Genomic DNA, 14,776 nt, shown 5'->3' with positions numbered 1-14,776 from the left:
AACAAAATAATCCTTTTAATAGAAAGTGAGGTGAATACATGGATAAGATATATGCATTTCAAATCGCAGTGACGTTGGGGTTATTAACTATGATCATGCTTAATATCATAACTGGACAAGAAGTAAGACCATCTTCAATAGTTGTAGCAGCGTTTTGTTGCGTAGGGATGTTCAAGTTTAATCCATTGTATAGAGAAATAGTTGAAAAGTATAGAAAGCGAGGTTAGCAAAATGAAAGCTTTGAAGAAAAGAAAAATTAGAAAAGCAATTGCTCGTCGCACAAAAGAAGTGGAGAAGTATCAAGTGAATAAAGCTTGGAGAAACATCTTTGTACAAGCTGGTATTTTAAAGTGAACGCAAACAGAATACAGTCCGGCTAGAAAACTAGAGGACACCAATTCATTAAAGCAGCAATTATGGCTGTTTTACGAATAGGTGTCCTTTTTATTTTGAAAAGGGAGATGGGGAAATGAAGGGGTTAAAGGATCAATTACGTGAATGGAAAAAGAAATCCAAGCAAGGGAAGAAGAAAAACAAGAAAAAACCAAAAGAGAAATTAAGTACCCGTGAAATTGAAGATTTAATGGGGATGCATAGACCTTGTTATGAACGAAGACGCGGAGCATTAAGACAAAAGTAATTTAAAAATAAAAAGGAGTGGTCTTACATGACTAAACAATTATCTTTCTTACCAAAAATTGATAGAACAGCAACACAAGAGGAATTAGAAGGTGTGTTGGAAAGCGTACGTATACATAGACAATTTGGGATGATGCGTAAAGAAATGAAAGTCACTCCTTCTTATGAAATACGCGAGCACGGTCCTACACATACAGTTGGTAAGCCGTTAGAAGATGTTGCTATAGCAAATATCCAACAAAGTAAACGAGAAGAATGGCTGGAAAGAATGTCAGTACGTATTGATCAGTTTCTAAATCGATTAGGGAACGGACGTGCAGGAAGCATTCAAAGAGATATTATTTATAAACGTTATTTAGAAGAAGAGGACGTATGTGATTACATGGTTTATAACGAAATAGGGATGTCAGAGCGTACTTATCGACGTTGGAAGTCTAAAGCGTTTTATAAGCTTGCTTTTGCACTTGGATTAGAAGTTTACGAGACAGAAGAGACTGGAGGTAATGAATAATGAATTTTGTTCAGCCGATACGTGATCCAGAAGAAATACAGCAGCTAAAAGAGTATTTTAAAGAAAAGAGCTTACGTAATTACATTCTCTTCATTATGGGAATCAATACAGGTCTGAGAATCTCGGACATTTTGAAATTGAAGGTAGGAGATGTTAAAGGTAGTCATATATCTATGAGAGAAAAGAAAACTGGGAAACAGAAACGAATACAAATTACTGCAGCATTGAAAAGAGAACTGAAATGGTTTATTGAAGAAAGAGAAGACAATGAGTATTTATTACAAAGTAGACAAGGTAGGAATCGTCCAATTGGTCGTAGCATGGCATATAAGATATTAAGTGGAGCAGCGGCAGAGTTTGGATTAGATGAAATAGGAACGCATACGTTGAGAAAGACATACGGGTACCATATGTACATGCAAACAAAAAACATAGCATTACTTATGGAGATATTCAATCACTCGTCAGAGAAGGTCACGTTACGTTATATAGGTGTAAACCAAGATGCAATGGATAAAGCAATGACTAGATTTAAAATCTAAGCATTGCTTTTTCTTTTTAAATCTATACAGTTACTCATAAATTTCGTACTGTGTAACTCAAAAGAGAAAGTAGAATGAAATCAATGATAGCAAGGGATTTGGCGAAGGGTTCAGTTACACACAATACAAGATATGGGTAAGTGGCGGTATCAAGGAATTGCATGGTGTATATACATAAATATAAAATGTAAGGAGGAGGTAATTGTGGTTCATGTTAAATGAAGAGCTATTAGAAGTAATAATTAGATATAAAAGGAATACTGGAAGGAATCCTAATATGTTAAAGCTAAATCCAACTTATTTTAGAAGTATTTTAGAAGAATTGAATTATCCAGAATGGATTATTAAAAAGAAGATGACGGAAATGAAAAAAAGCATCTTTGGTGTACCAGTGGTATTAACAGATGAGGTTGAAAAATTTAAAATATAAAAAAGTTGGCAGAGTCTTGACCGCTTTTTGGCAGGAAATGTGCCGGTTGTTTTGGAAATATCGTGTTATACTTGTATTGTGAGAAGTGGCGGAAAACACAACTCGCTATGTTGTTTCTAAATTTCTAAACGGCTTCATAATGACGGCACATAAAATCCGAAACCAGCAGATGGTACTGATTGAATGTTACCGTTAATAAGGAGGGCTTTTGCTCTTCTCTGAGCTAACAACATCCTAGGTAAATGGAATGAGGGAAACCTGATAAGTTTGCCGATAGTGTCTGTCGTGGTTGTTAGCTGAAAGAAGAATAAAACTTCATTTACCGTAATTTAATTGTAAACAAATAATTAATCTTAAAGCATCCATTCGGGTGCTTTTTATTTTGGAGGAGGACGGATGATGAAATTTAAAGATATGGTTGAATGTATGGATAAGGATTGTAGAACTGTTGTTGTTTCTAAACATGTTGACGGATTGAAATGTGTTAGATGTGGAGGACCAACAAGACCGATGCCATTTGCGCCATTAGAAAAGAAAGAAGAGAAATTAGGAACGATTGAACAAACCATTATTAACAATAAAAAGAAAGAGATCTATAAAGAACTTAAACAACTCGCACATTTAATAAAAGATAAACGACATGAAATTAATTTGATGTTAGGAAATTTTAGTCTTGAAAAAAATGATGTAGTGGACGAGTTTTTAATCGATGCTATAAAAACAAATGGACTTCCTTCGGATATTGTTTTGTCAAAGGAAATGGAACAGTACTTATTAACAGAAGGTATTGAAGAATTATTGAAAAAAACTCGTGAAGTCGATGCGGAAAAGTTAGCTAAAAAAGTTCATGAAACGATGCTTGAGAGAGCGAAAGCATATGCAACTTCTTTATAAAGATAAGGAGTGAGGGAATGAATATTGAGTTTACAATTCCTGAATGGTTGCTCTGGTTAATTGGAGTACCAAGTGGAATAGTTATATTGTTTTTTACTTATATTGGTTTCGCATTCTTTCGGGCATTTTGGAGGTGAGGATAGTTTATGAAACCTCTAACAATACAAGAGATTAATAAACTATATGAGCAAGATAATATCATTAAGTTCTATAAGCATCCATATTGGAGAAGGAACATTAGGATTAAGGCATTAGAGAGAGACAACAATGAATGCCAGGAGTGCAAGCGTAAAGGTAAGTATAGCAAGGGTAGGAACGTCCATCACAAAAAGGAGTTGAGGGATTCTCCTGAACTTGCCTATACATTAAGCAATCTAGAAACGTTATGTATTCAATGCCATAACAAAGAACATGGCAAAGAGAAGAACATAGTGAAGAAGCGCTGCACGATAGTAGATGAGGAGAGATGGTGATAGTGTGGATAGCCTAACGATACAAGGTAACACGTATGAATTAGAAATGATTGATAACATCATTAAAGCTAATGATTCTGATTACAGTAATCTACATGCTGCTATATACAAACGATTCCAAAAGGATATCTACACAACATACAAACAGATACGACACATACACAAGCCTAAAGCATGCGAGAAGCTATCATTAGAGAAGGTTAAAGCGAACCTAAGAGATCATTGGTTAGAGATATACTTAAACCTAACAAGAGAAGAAGCTGAAACAGTTATCGAATACGCTGAGTTATTCTTCGGTTTAGCGATTAAATAAATAAATTTAAAGTAAAAATTTTTCGCTTCACACACGTGTAACACCCCCCACTCTTTTTTTAGAGATTAAATTGTTGGGGGACCAGGCAACGCGAGGGGGAGATTTCTCTTTTTATTTTCGCGTTACGCGCGTGGAAACAGAAAAAAGGCAAAAAAAATACCATCCCTTCTTTGGGATGATAAAAATTTTCAATATGTATTTGTGATCAGTGGATCAGTGGACCATTGCCACTGTTTCCTTCTAAGTAAAACTATACATGATTATTTTCGTTTTTACAAGTGTCATTTTTAAAATGAATCTTCGAAAAAATCCAATGAAAAAGCGGGGTGATGATATTGTGAGTGGAAAACAAAGTAAATATAAATTAGCATTCAAAGATTTCTTAGAAGGCGTTAAATACAAGGATATCGCGAATAAATATGACGTATCTGTTAGCACTGTTAAATCATGGCGCAGCCGTTATTGGGAAGACATGATAAATGAAAAAGGTCTAAAAAATGTTTCGGAAAAGGTTGCAAAACTTCAAAAAAACAGAGAAAAAACGCTTAGGAATAAAATAAGAGATGATTTATACGAACAACTTGGCACAAACAGTATCATACACGCACATTTTATGGATTTAGTAGAAGATTACATGTCACTTTGGGATATAAAAAACAGATTGATAACTGATGTAAAAGATCGCGGCGTTTCAGTTTTAGGAGCTAATGGATTTCTAAAAAAGAACGATAGCATTAATGAGTTAAATAAAACAAACACTCAAATGTTAAAGATTTTAAATGAATTAAATTTAAAAGTTGTTGTTGAAGAGGAGGATGATGATGACGTGGACTTATAATTATCATCCGTATATTGATGAATATATAGAACAAGTAGAGAAGGGGACAATAAGAGCATGTAAAGAGCAAAAACAATTAATCGAATTAGTTAGAAGAACTTTAAATGGTCCCAATGTCTATATTGATGAAAAATCAATTGAAGAGAGCGTTGAAGTTCCGAAACCTTACTTTCCTTTTGAGTTATTCTCGTGGCAAAAATTCGTAAATGCATGTGTATTTGGTGTTAGGTATAAAGATTCTAAGCGTTTAGTATGGAATCAAATATTAATACTAATGGGGCGTGGCGGTGGTAAGAACGCTTATGCTGGTTATCTTAACTTTTATATGATGTCTAAACAATTTGATATTAGAAACTATGATATCGAATGGGTTGCAACATCTGAAAAGCAAGCAAAGAGAACGTTTGAAGATGTTAAAAATGTTTTAGAAGATCCAGAAAACGAGAAGAAATTAAAAAAAGTATTTTATAAATCAAAAGTATTGATACAACATAAAAGAACAAAATCACAAATTCAATACAATACATCAAACGCTCGTACAAAAGATGGTTTACGACCTGGATCTGTTTGGTTTGATGAAATTCATGAATATGAAGATTATTCATCAATTAAAGTATTCCGTTCTGCGTTAGGTAAAGTTAAGGATGGTAGAACATTCTATTTAACTACTGACGGATATGTGCGTGGCGGCGTACTTGATGATTTCAAAGAGAAAAGTCGTCTCGTTTTAGAAGGTGAAGTCGAAAACAGTAAACTTTTCCCCTTCATCTGCAAATTAGATTCTGAAGAAGAAGCGGAAGACATTGCAAACTGGGAAAAAGCCAATCCTTCTATTCGAGATAACATGGAATTATTTGAAACAATGAAAGAAGAATGGGCGGACTGTCAAACGTCTATTCCAATGCATGTTGAATTCATGACAAAACGGATGAACATTCCGAAGCAGTTATTCCAACATAAGATTGCTACTTATGAGGATATTCTTGCAACAGATCAGCCTTTACCTGATGATTTACACAAATATGAATGTATTGGTGGTGTGGATTACGCAGAATTACGCGACTTCTGCAGCGTCGGTTTGCTATTCAAGTGCCAAGGTAAACGCTATTGGATTCACCACACTTTTATATGGCATCAGGCGTTGAAAATGCAGGATATTAATCAAGATATTATTGATATTGGTGTGGAAAAAGGACTCTTCACCATCGTCTACGATAAAGAAATCGAGCCGAAACGTGTTATTAATTGGTTTTTAGAAAAAGCGAAAACATACGACATTAAGCGTATCGCGATTGATAAATTCCGTTCTGTAGTCTTGAAACCTTTATTAGAAGAAGCTGGTTTTAACGAAAGAGTTGAGATAGTGCGTCGTGGTCAGTATGTCCATGCAATGTTAGACCCTCTCATTCAACATTTATTTATCAATCATAATATCGTTTTCCATGATGATCCTGTTATGCGTTGGTATTGTGGGAATATTTATGTGGATGAACTAGGAAACGGCTCAAAAGAATATAAAAAAATCGACCCTGTCAAAAGAAAAACTGACGGTTTTTTTGCGTTCACACACGCTCTCAATTTCGACGGTGATCTAGAAGACTATGCAGTCGATTTAAACGATATGCAAGTATGGTCATTCTGAGAAAGGGGGTGAAAAAATGGGGATTCGTAATGTTTTAAAAACCTTTTTAGGTAAAGGTGATAATGGAACAACTCCAGATGTTGATTGTATCGTAATGAAACTTAAAGCCGAAATTGCTTACAAAAAATTGTACGTTAGCGCTGCGATTGATTTAATTGCTCGTAGTTTAGTAGCTTGTGATTTCGAATCTTATCGAAGCGGTAAATTAAAAAGAAGTTTGAACTACTACCAATTAAATGTAGCTCCAAATAAGAATGAAAATGCTCATGAGTTTTGGTGTAAGGTTGTCCATCAGCTAATTTACGAAAATGAAGCGTTAATTTTACCTATAGGTGAAGAACTGTGGGTAGCTGAATCGTTTCATCGTGAAACTACGAATGGTTTTAATGAGTATGTTTATAAAAGTGTTTCGATCAACAATCACCTTTTAACGAAGGAATATAGAGAACAAGACGTTCTATATTTGAAGCTTTCTGAAGAGTCGATAAACAGTGTTATTGACAGTCTTTATAACTCGTATGGATTACTGCTTGCTAAAGCGATGTCAGATTACAAAGGTAATGGAAGAATACGTTATTTGTTCAAAGGCCGTTTCATGAATTCGTTAACTGATGAAAGTGGAAAAGCCGCGAAAGAGCTTTTTGAAGAGAAAGCTAAAGATTATATGAATCTTGAAAAGTTAGCAGCAATTATGTTCTTGCCTGAAAACGTAACAATGGAAGACCAAAGTAAAGATCCACGTAATTTAGATACGAGGGACATCAAAAACCTTGCAAAAGATATGTTAGATTTCGTTGCTACTGCTTTCCACATTCCTCCTTCATTACTAAGTGGAATAAGCGAGGGTGGTATTTCAACTACTGCTAATCCTACTGGCGATTTAGATAACTTTATCGTATTCGCAGTAAGACCGATAGGAGAAATGATTGCTAACGAATATAACAAAAAAATGTTCTCTAGAAATCAATTTTTAAGTAAAACGTACATTAGATTCAACATGGACAACTTCAAATTGTTCGATCTTACTAAGTTTGCTAATGCGGTTGACAAGCTATTCGCAGTCGGTGGCATGAGCATAAACGATGTATTAGAACGATTAGGAAAAGAACAAATAAAAGAAGATTGGGCTGATGAACGTTATGTCACTAAGAACTATGAGAGAGCAAGGATAAGCGGAACTATGGAAGGGGGTGACAATGATGAAAATGGAAAAAATTCAACCGAAATTCCTAATGATGGAGAACAACAATAGCGATAACGAAAGTAAAAAAATTATCGCTTATATGCATGGAACAGTTGGTGCTGGTTGGTGGGGCGATATTACCGCAAAGAAAACTCGTGAGATGTTCGACAATATCGATGCTGATGAAATCGAATTACACATTCATTCTGTCGGCGGCGATGCGTTTGAAGGAGTTGCTATTTGTAACTATTTACGCAATCACTCGTCGAAGATTACGATTGTTGTTGATGGGTTGTGTGCTAGTGCTGCTTCCGTAATCGCGATGGGAGCGGATAAAGTTATCATGCCTTCTAACACAACAATGATGGTTCATCGCGCTGCAACTTACGCGTTCGGAAATGCTGATTCTTTAGAAAAACAAGCAAAAAAGTTACGAGATGTTGATGCGTCTTTAATTCAGTCATATAAAAATCGTTTTAATGGTGAATTCTTTGAATTGGAAGAACTATTAGACAACGAAACTTACATGACAGCTGAAACAGCTAAATCTTATGGTTTCTGTGACGAAATTGTAGATTCAGTAGATATCAGTGTGGAAGGCGAAGAAGACGTTATTGAAGAACCGGAAGAAACCGAACCAGAAGCAGCTATCTCAAATGAAGCTGACAAGCGTATCGTTAATGCTGAAAAAGCAGCTGGTTTCATGGCAGCTTTATTACAATCTATTAAATAATGGGAGGTACTTTACAATGGGTAAAGACTTAGAATCAAAAATTGAAAATCGTCAACAATTAAGCGAGGTATTAGCTTCTGGTACGCCGGAACAAGTAGATAACGCATTAATTCAATTTGCTGAAGGTATTCAAAATGAAATTTTACAACAAGCTTCTGTACAATCTAGTGACCAAGCTATCCTAGCTGCGCGCGGTGGACGTGTTTTAACTAGCCAAGAAACAAAATACTACAATCAAGTAATCGCAGGTAACTCATTTGCTGGTACTGAAGCATTAGTACCGCCAACGGTTATCGAACGAGTATTCGAAGACTTAGTTCAAAATCATGAATTATTATCACAAATCAACTTTGTTAACGTTGGTGCTCTAACAGAATGGATTCTTAAAAAGGGTGATATTCAAACAGCGTTCTGGGGAAAATTATGTGCAGCTCATAAAGAACTCTTAGATGAAGGTTTTGAAACGATTAAAATCGAGCAATACAAATTATCAGCATTCATGCCAGTATGTAAAGCAATGCTTGATCTTGGTCCGGTTTGGTTAGATCGTTATGTTCGTACCGTATTAGTTGAATCTTTAAAAATTGCTTTAGAACTAGCTATCGTCGCTGGTACTGGTAAAGACCAACCAATCGGTATGATGAAAGATCTTGATACTGTTTCTGGTGGCGTACACGCTGATAAAGCTGTAACTGGAAGCCTTGAAAATCTTTCTCCTTACACTTTAGGGAATATCATGGCTTCGCTTACTCGTGATGGTAAACGTAATCCGGATAACGTAATGTTAGTCGTTAACCCTGTTGATTACTGGGCTAAAGTTTACGGTTACACGACTCGACCAAACGCTGATGGAACATATGCGTATAACGTTCTTCCGATTCCAGGAAAAATCGTTAAGTCAAATGCTGTTCCAAAAGGTAAGTTAGTCGCTGGTATGGCTAAAGATTACTTCCTTGGATTAGGCGGTGCGCAACGTTTAGATGTTTATGATCAAACACGTGCTATCGAAGATGAAGATTTATACATCGCTAAAATGTACGCTAATGGCCGTGCCGATCAAAACGACTCATTCTTAGTTTATAGCATTGAAAATATGAAAGAACCTACTGGATGTTGCGATGTTGCTACACCAGAACCAGAAACAAAAGCAGCTAAAGCAAAATAAGGTGTGATCCTTTATGAATAGCAATCAATCACAGGCGGCTGAAGGGCCGTCTTTAAATTTGCTTGAAGAAGCAAAACACGCGTTAGCAATCACCTGGGACGAAGAAGACAAGGACATCATAAAGCTAATAGATCGTTCCGTTTACTTTATTAATGATTTAACAGGTGTTGAATTAGATCTAGAGGTCAATTTTGCAGCCAGGGAGTTAGTTGTTAATAGAGTTCGTTATGATTACAACAATGCATTAGATGAATTTGAGGACAATTATAGACAACCTCTTTCAAGATTAATCTTACATGCAGCGATAAACGAAAGGAACAAAGAAAATGCCGATGAAACAGCATCGAAAAACCTATAACGACGGTTTTATAAGTGTTATGGAATCAAAAACAAAACGTAATGCTAACAAAAAAGTAATCGGACACGACGTTGTTGAAGTTATGAAACTTCGATTTTCGGAAAAGTCTTTTCGTGAGGTTGATATACAATTCGCTGAAAGCATCGGCGAAAAGATAGATATCAAAATAGAAACTCTATTCGCGCCGGTATTCAAACGTGATGATATTGATAAATTAACAATTGTTTTGCGTGGTGTTTCTTATAGCATTATCAAAACGGATAGATTTAAAAACAGCTTATTCCTATATCTGCAAAAGGTAGGTGGTCTAAATGACAATGAATGAGCTAATTGAAAAATTTAATAGTAAACTTGTAAAACATTTAGAAACGTTTTTTGGTAGCGCTGAGGTGTACCAAGATGCCGTGCAGGAAGATGAAACAAATCTTTCGAGTATTAACCACGTTGTTTTTGAAACTGCTGGATTCGAGCGAACAGGCGCTAATACATTCACGCAAGGTGTAACAGTTTATTACTTTTCGGAAAATCGAGAGGACTTAGATGTATTACAAGTACAGTTCATGAATTCTTTAGGGAAAACGGGCCATACATGCAATAAATCATTTAAAGATAAGATGCGAAAGAAAGATACAGAGTTTTTTGTGGATGTATTAACTTTCGAACTTACAAGGAATGTAAAACATGTCTGCTAACTTTAGTATTGACTCTTCTCAATTTGACAGTTTGCAAAGGAATATTGAGCGATTGCCAAACGTTGCTGAAACGATCATAAACGAAGATTTAAAGTCTAAAATTGCACCAGTAATGAAAAAATCTGTTCTTGGTTTAATACCTATATCGAATAGAAAGAAAGCCCATGCAAAACTATATAAATCTATTAAAGACGACACCAAAGAGAATTTAACATTAACATTAAAACCAAAACCGAAATATAGATATTTGGTCTTTCCTGACTTGGGAGTAGGCACAAGTAAAAAGAAAATGCCACAAAAGTTCATGGAGCGTGGTGTTGAGCAAAAGGTAAATTACTCTATTGAGGAATTAAATAAATCCTTAATAGAACAAATAAATAAAACATTAGGAGGGCAATAATATGCCAGTTACAGTTGATGTATTTGATGCGGTCGAGATAAAAAACGCAAGTGTACTTTTTAAAGGGGAACAGGTAACAGAGCCTTTTGGATGTATCGGTAAGTTAGATGCAGAAACGGAAATTAAATCAAAGGCAAAAATTTGTGGTGGCGTTACGCAAAAGAAAAAATCAAAACCAACGCAAATGAATATTAAAATTAGTGGTCATATGCAATTAAAAGTAATCCGTGAAATTTTTGGTATTACAAACAAAGGTCTTATTGATGGTGTATATTCATACGGCACTAACAGTTTAGGAAAAGATTTCTCGTTTGTGGCTGAAGAGTTTGATACATTCGAAGAAAACACGCGATTAATTGCATTCCCTAATTGTTCAAGTGCAACAGGTTTCATCAAGAGTGTGGAAAACGGAGCTGAAGAATTAGCAGAAGTAGAATTAGAAATTACAGCATTACCAGATGAATTTAATGAATTCTACTATGAAGGTATTGAGTTAGCAGAAGATATTGCAAAAGAATGGATGACAAAATTTAATCCTGCTAAATTACGAAAGACAGCACAAACAAAATAAATTGTTAAAAGGGCGCTCTTTATGAGTGCCTTTTAATTTTGATAATAGGGAGAGATATTACATGACAAAAGAAATTACGTTATCAACTGGTGAAGTAGTGAAAGCAAATCCTAACTTAACAGCTTTAACGTTATTCAAATTAGAAAAAGAAGGCATTATCGATAAAGGATTTTTAAGTACTTTATTAAATGCTGGTGGAATTCAGAACATTGATTTATTAGATACGTTCCGTATTGTTTATGCGGCTTATCGTCAAGCGAATCCTACTGAATACATGGAATTCGAAGCATTCATGGAAGTGTATGAAGTTGATATGTCAGAAGCGTTCGATTATTTCGGTGCGGTTATGAAAAAAGAAGCTAAAAACAACATGGCAAAAGGTTTCCAACAAAAAGCCGGAAAAAAGGCTTAAAACTTCCTAAATTCGAAATTGAATTCGTTGTGGATTTATACAGTCTATACGTATTTATTTTTGAAATATCAGAACACGACTTTTGGAATTTACCTTTAAGGGATGTTCAAAGAATAGCAGAAAACAAAAGTGCTTACGAAGGGTGGAAAGCCTATATCCAGGAAAAGGAGAGTGGAAAATAAATGGCTACTCCTTCTAAAGAAACTATAATTAAATTTAAGGCTGATACCGCCGAATATAAAAATAAGATAGAGCAAATGAATACGGCTAATAAAGCGTTAAAGCAAGATTTAAAATTAATGCAGACAGAAATGAAGTTAACTGGAACGAGTACGGAGAAATTAGGAACTTCATTATCAAGTTTAGAAAAACAATATGAACTAGCTAAACAAAAGACGAAAGAAACTGCCGATCAACTCGAACGCACAAAAAAAGTGTGGGGAGACAATGCTATAGAAACACAAAAGGCAGAGGTTGAATTAAAACGTGCACAAATTGCTGAAGCAGAACTTTCTAATAAAATAAAAACAACTACCGAATCATTAAAACAAGCTCAACAAGCTGAAGCATTACGAAATAGTGAAGTTGGAAAGTCAAAACAAGCATTAGAAGGGCTAAAACAATCGCAAGCATCATTGCAATCTGAAGCTACGAAGTTAAAATCTGCTTATGATCTTCAAGCTGCATCGTTGAAAAGCAATGCTTCTGAGACATCTAAAGCTAAATTACAATATGACTATTTGAAACAAGCTCAACAAAACGCTGGTGAACAGTCTCGAAATTTAGCGCAACAATTAAGTAATGCAAAAACTGCATTCGGAGCAGGTTCAGAAGAAGTTAAAAGGTTAGAAACCGAATTAAATAGAGCGCGACAAGCCGAAATTGAACTAGGCAGAGAAACGCAAGCTCTAGAAAGAAGAGTTGGAGACGGATTTAAAACTGCTAAATCGCACGTCCAGGAATTCGGCAATAAAGTTAAAGAAGTTGGGAAGAGTGTTTCTGACGTAGGGAAAGACATGACGATGAAAGTTACAACTCCTGTAGCTGGCGCCATGGGTTACGCTGCAAAAGAAGCATCGAAATTTCAACATGAAATGGCTGATATTCGAAAAGAGGTAAACGCAACAGGGTTGACGTCACAACAAGTTAATGAAGTTATGGGCAGAATGTGGGATAGTTCTCTTGCTAACTCTCAAAAGTTTGGTGTTAGTACCGAAAAGATCAATGAAGGTTTACTTGTGTTAGTTAAGGATGGATATACAGCGGAAGAAGCAATGCAAATCATGACTGTCTCCCTTCATACTGCACGAGGAGCCAATGAAGACTTATCGAAAACTGTGGATGGATTAGGTTCTGCATTTGAAGCGACAGGGCAAAAAACTAATGATGCTAAACACAATATTGACGGTATCAATAAAATGGCTGATGTATTCGCTTATACAGCGAATCATACAAAAGCTAGTGTTCATTCATTAACTGAGTCAATGTCTATCATTGGTCCGACTGCTGCTGCAGCTGGACAACCTTTACAAGTTACAGCTTCAGCAGTCGGTTTACTACAATCAAACGGTGTTGAAGCGTCCGTTGCGGCACGGGCTTTAAAATCTGGTTTTGTTAACTTAACTAAGCCAACTAAAGCGATGTCTAAAGCAATGAAAAAGATGGGATTAGAAGTTTTTGATTCTAATGGAAATATGAAACAAATGCCACAGATTTTAAACGAAATGCATGATGGTATGAAGGACTACACACAAGAACAGCAGAACGCGGCTTTAGCAACAATATTCGGTAAAGAACATTTAGCGTCGTGGCAAATACTTGTTCATAGTGGCGGAGAAAAGCTACAAAAGATGGCTGATGATGCTAACAAGGCTACTGGTGAAGTTAAACATTTATCTGAACAGATGCAAGATACTCCTGAGAACAAATTCAAAGAATTACAACAAACAATGCACACTCTAGCTGTTCAATTTGGTACAGAAATATTGCCGGCGTTAATGCCAGTTGTCGAAAAATTAAAAGAACTGATGAATTGGATTTCTAAGCTTGATCCAGAAACTAAGAAAACGATTGTAATCATAGCGGCACTTGCTGCAGCGTTAGGTCCTATATTAATAGTTATAGGTGCAGTGATATCCGCCATAGGGACGATAATAACCGCCATAGGATCTGTGATCGGTTTTATCGGTACTTTAATAGGTTGGATTAGTGGCATAGCTGAAGTTATAGGGATAGTCATAACAACAATAGCAGCATTTGTAGGAGCACCGATCGCGGCAGTTGTAGCAGCTATAGCTGCGATAATCGCGATCGTAGTTGCTGTAATAGCTATATTCAATAACTGGGGAGGTATCACTGATTGGTTAAAAGAGAAATGGAGTCAGTTTACGAATTGGATGTCGCAACTGTGGACAGAAGTATCGGATGCATGCTCAAAAGGTTGGGATAATATATCTCAATCTATACAAATGGCATGGGACGCAATAGGACAGTGGTTTGCCCAACAATGGGAAGATTTTAAAAGCACATGGAATAATTTTTGGTCTGAAGTCGGCAACATAGCAAATGACATGTGGACAGCTACGATTGATTGGTTCTCTAGTACTTGGGATTCATGTAAGCAAGTTTGTAATGAGGCTTGGGAATCTATTAAATCTGGTTTTTCTTCATTTTGGGAAGGTCTGAAAGAAGTTGCACAAACAGCTTGGGATATTCTGTTTAATATAATTACATTCCCGTTACGATTGTTATTAACAGCTTTCATTTTAGGGTGGGAATTAATAAAAGAACCAGTTAATCAATTTTGGGAATGGATAAAGCCTTATATTGAAGAAGCATGGAACGCCATTTCTTCTACATTTACAGAATATAGAGATATATTGGTTAATACTATTACAGAATTATGGAATATGATCACAAGTGCAACTAGTACAGCGTGGGATTGGATTACTAATATAATCCGTGAAGCGTGGCAATGGAT

Annotated in this window: 21 protein-coding genes; all 21 read left to right on the top strand. The window is 35.8% G+C overall.

The annotated features are described in order from the left end of the window. Positions 1-89: 89 nt before the first annotated feature. Positions 90-227, top strand: coding sequence for a hypothetical protein (locus MR168_RS28325; RefSeq protein WP_242291671.1), 138 nt, complete (start codon positions 90-92; stop codon positions 225-227). 4 nt (positions 228-231) lie between these two features. Next, complete coding sequence (locus MR168_RS28320; protein ID WP_000645586.1) at positions 232-354, top strand: DUF3983 domain-containing protein; 123 nt, start codon at positions 232-234, stop codon at positions 352-354. A 115-nt stretch (positions 355-469) separates the two neighbouring features. Further along, a complete protein-coding gene (locus tag MR168_RS28315) occupies positions 470-640 on the top strand; it encodes a hypothetical protein (protein WP_086412702.1) in 171 nt (56 codons plus the stop codon). 27 nt (positions 641-667) lie between these two features. Next, on the top strand, positions 668-1,150 hold the full coding sequence (locus MR168_RS28310; protein WP_000166181.1) for an ArpU family phage packaging/lysis transcriptional regulator: 483 nt from the start codon (positions 668-670) through the stop codon (positions 1,148-1,150). Further along, positions 1,150-1,692, top strand: a complete 543-nt coding sequence (locus tag MR168_RS28305; protein ID WP_086411973.1) for a site-specific integrase — start codon at positions 1,150-1,152, stop codon at positions 1,690-1,692. Before MR168_RS28310 ends, MR168_RS28305 begins: the two co-directional genes overlap by 1 nt. A gap of 211 nt (positions 1,693-1,903) precedes the next feature. Continuing rightward, positions 1,904-2,122, top strand: a complete 219-nt coding sequence (locus tag MR168_RS28300; RefSeq protein ID WP_086412701.1) for a hypothetical protein — start codon at positions 1,904-1,906, stop codon at positions 2,120-2,122. Between the two features lie 399 nt (positions 2,123-2,521). Next, complete coding sequence (locus MR168_RS28295) at positions 2,522-3,016, top strand: hypothetical protein (RefSeq protein WP_086412700.1); 495 nt, start codon at positions 2,522-2,524, stop codon at positions 3,014-3,016. 146 nt (positions 3,017-3,162) lie between these two features. Next, positions 3,163-3,489, top strand: coding sequence for an HNH endonuclease (locus tag MR168_RS28290; protein WP_086412699.1), 327 nt, complete (start codon positions 3,163-3,165; stop codon positions 3,487-3,489). Between the two features lie 4 nt (positions 3,490-3,493). Next, a complete protein-coding gene (locus MR168_RS28285; protein WP_174402568.1) occupies positions 3,494-3,802 on the top strand; it encodes a hypothetical protein in 309 nt (102 codons plus the stop codon). 337 nt (positions 3,803-4,139) lie between these two features. Further along, positions 4,140-4,640, top strand: a complete 501-nt coding sequence (locus MR168_RS28280; RefSeq protein WP_086412703.1) for a P27 family phage terminase small subunit — start codon at positions 4,140-4,142, stop codon at positions 4,638-4,640. After that, a complete protein-coding gene (locus MR168_RS28275) occupies positions 4,624-6,282 on the top strand; it encodes a terminase TerL endonuclease subunit (protein ID WP_242291670.1) in 1,659 nt (552 codons plus the stop codon). The genes MR168_RS28280 and MR168_RS28275 overlap by 17 nt, the downstream gene beginning before the upstream one ends. Positions 6,283-6,298: 16 nt before the next feature. Continuing rightward, on the top strand, positions 6,299-7,534 hold the full coding sequence (locus MR168_RS28270) for a phage portal protein (RefSeq protein ID WP_086412697.1): 1,236 nt from the start codon (positions 6,299-6,301) through the stop codon (positions 7,532-7,534). Continuing rightward, positions 7,482-8,198, top strand: a complete 717-nt coding sequence (locus MR168_RS28265; protein WP_086412696.1) for a head maturation protease, ClpP-related — start codon at positions 7,482-7,484, stop codon at positions 8,196-8,198. Before MR168_RS28270 ends, MR168_RS28265 begins: the two co-directional genes overlap by 53 nt. 16 nt (positions 8,199-8,214) lie before the next feature. Next, a complete protein-coding gene (locus MR168_RS28260) occupies positions 8,215-9,363 on the top strand; it encodes a phage major capsid protein (RefSeq protein WP_086412695.1) in 1,149 nt (382 codons plus the stop codon). A 13-nt stretch (positions 9,364-9,376) separates the two neighbouring features. Then, positions 9,377-9,721 carry a hypothetical protein gene (locus MR168_RS28255; RefSeq protein WP_086402904.1) on the top strand — a complete coding sequence of 115 codons (345 nt, stop codon included), beginning with the start codon at positions 9,377-9,379 and terminating at the stop codon, positions 9,719-9,721. Further along, entirely contained in the window at positions 9,690-10,046 is a 357-nt protein-coding gene (locus tag MR168_RS28250) for a phage head-tail adapter protein (RefSeq protein ID WP_086402903.1), read from the top strand. Before MR168_RS28255 ends, MR168_RS28250 begins: the two co-directional genes overlap by 32 nt. Then, positions 10,033-10,413 (top strand): hypothetical protein, encoded by a 381-nt coding sequence (locus MR168_RS28245; protein WP_086402902.1) that lies wholly within the window; start codon positions 10,033-10,035, stop codon positions 10,411-10,413. Before MR168_RS28250 ends, MR168_RS28245 begins: the two co-directional genes overlap by 14 nt. Continuing rightward, positions 10,403-10,813: a hypothetical protein gene (locus MR168_RS28240; RefSeq protein ID WP_086402901.1), complete on the top strand. Its 411-nt coding sequence runs from the start codon at positions 10,403-10,405 to the stop codon at positions 10,811-10,813. Before MR168_RS28245 ends, MR168_RS28240 begins: the two co-directional genes overlap by 11 nt. A gap of 1 nt (position 10,814) precedes the next feature. Next, positions 10,815-11,384 (top strand): phage tail protein, encoded by a 570-nt coding sequence (locus MR168_RS28235; RefSeq protein ID WP_086402900.1) that lies wholly within the window; start codon positions 10,815-10,817, stop codon positions 11,382-11,384. A 61-nt stretch (positions 11,385-11,445) separates the two neighbouring features. Next, entirely contained in the window at positions 11,446-11,796 is a 351-nt protein-coding gene (locus MR168_RS28230) for a hypothetical protein (protein ID WP_086402899.1), read from the top strand. A gap of 182 nt (positions 11,797-11,978) precedes the next feature. Then, on the top strand, positions 11,979-14,776 hold a 2,798-nt coding region (locus MR168_RS28225), incomplete at its 3' end, for a phage tail tape measure protein (protein WP_242291669.1).

This window comes from Bacillus cereus group sp. BfR-BA-01356 (genome assembly GCF_022663635.1).
Taxonomy (GTDB): domain Bacteria; phylum Bacillota; class Bacilli; order Bacillales; family Bacillaceae_G; genus Bacillus_A; species Bacillus_A cereus.
This window is presented reverse-complemented; position numbering and strand designations above follow the sequence as displayed.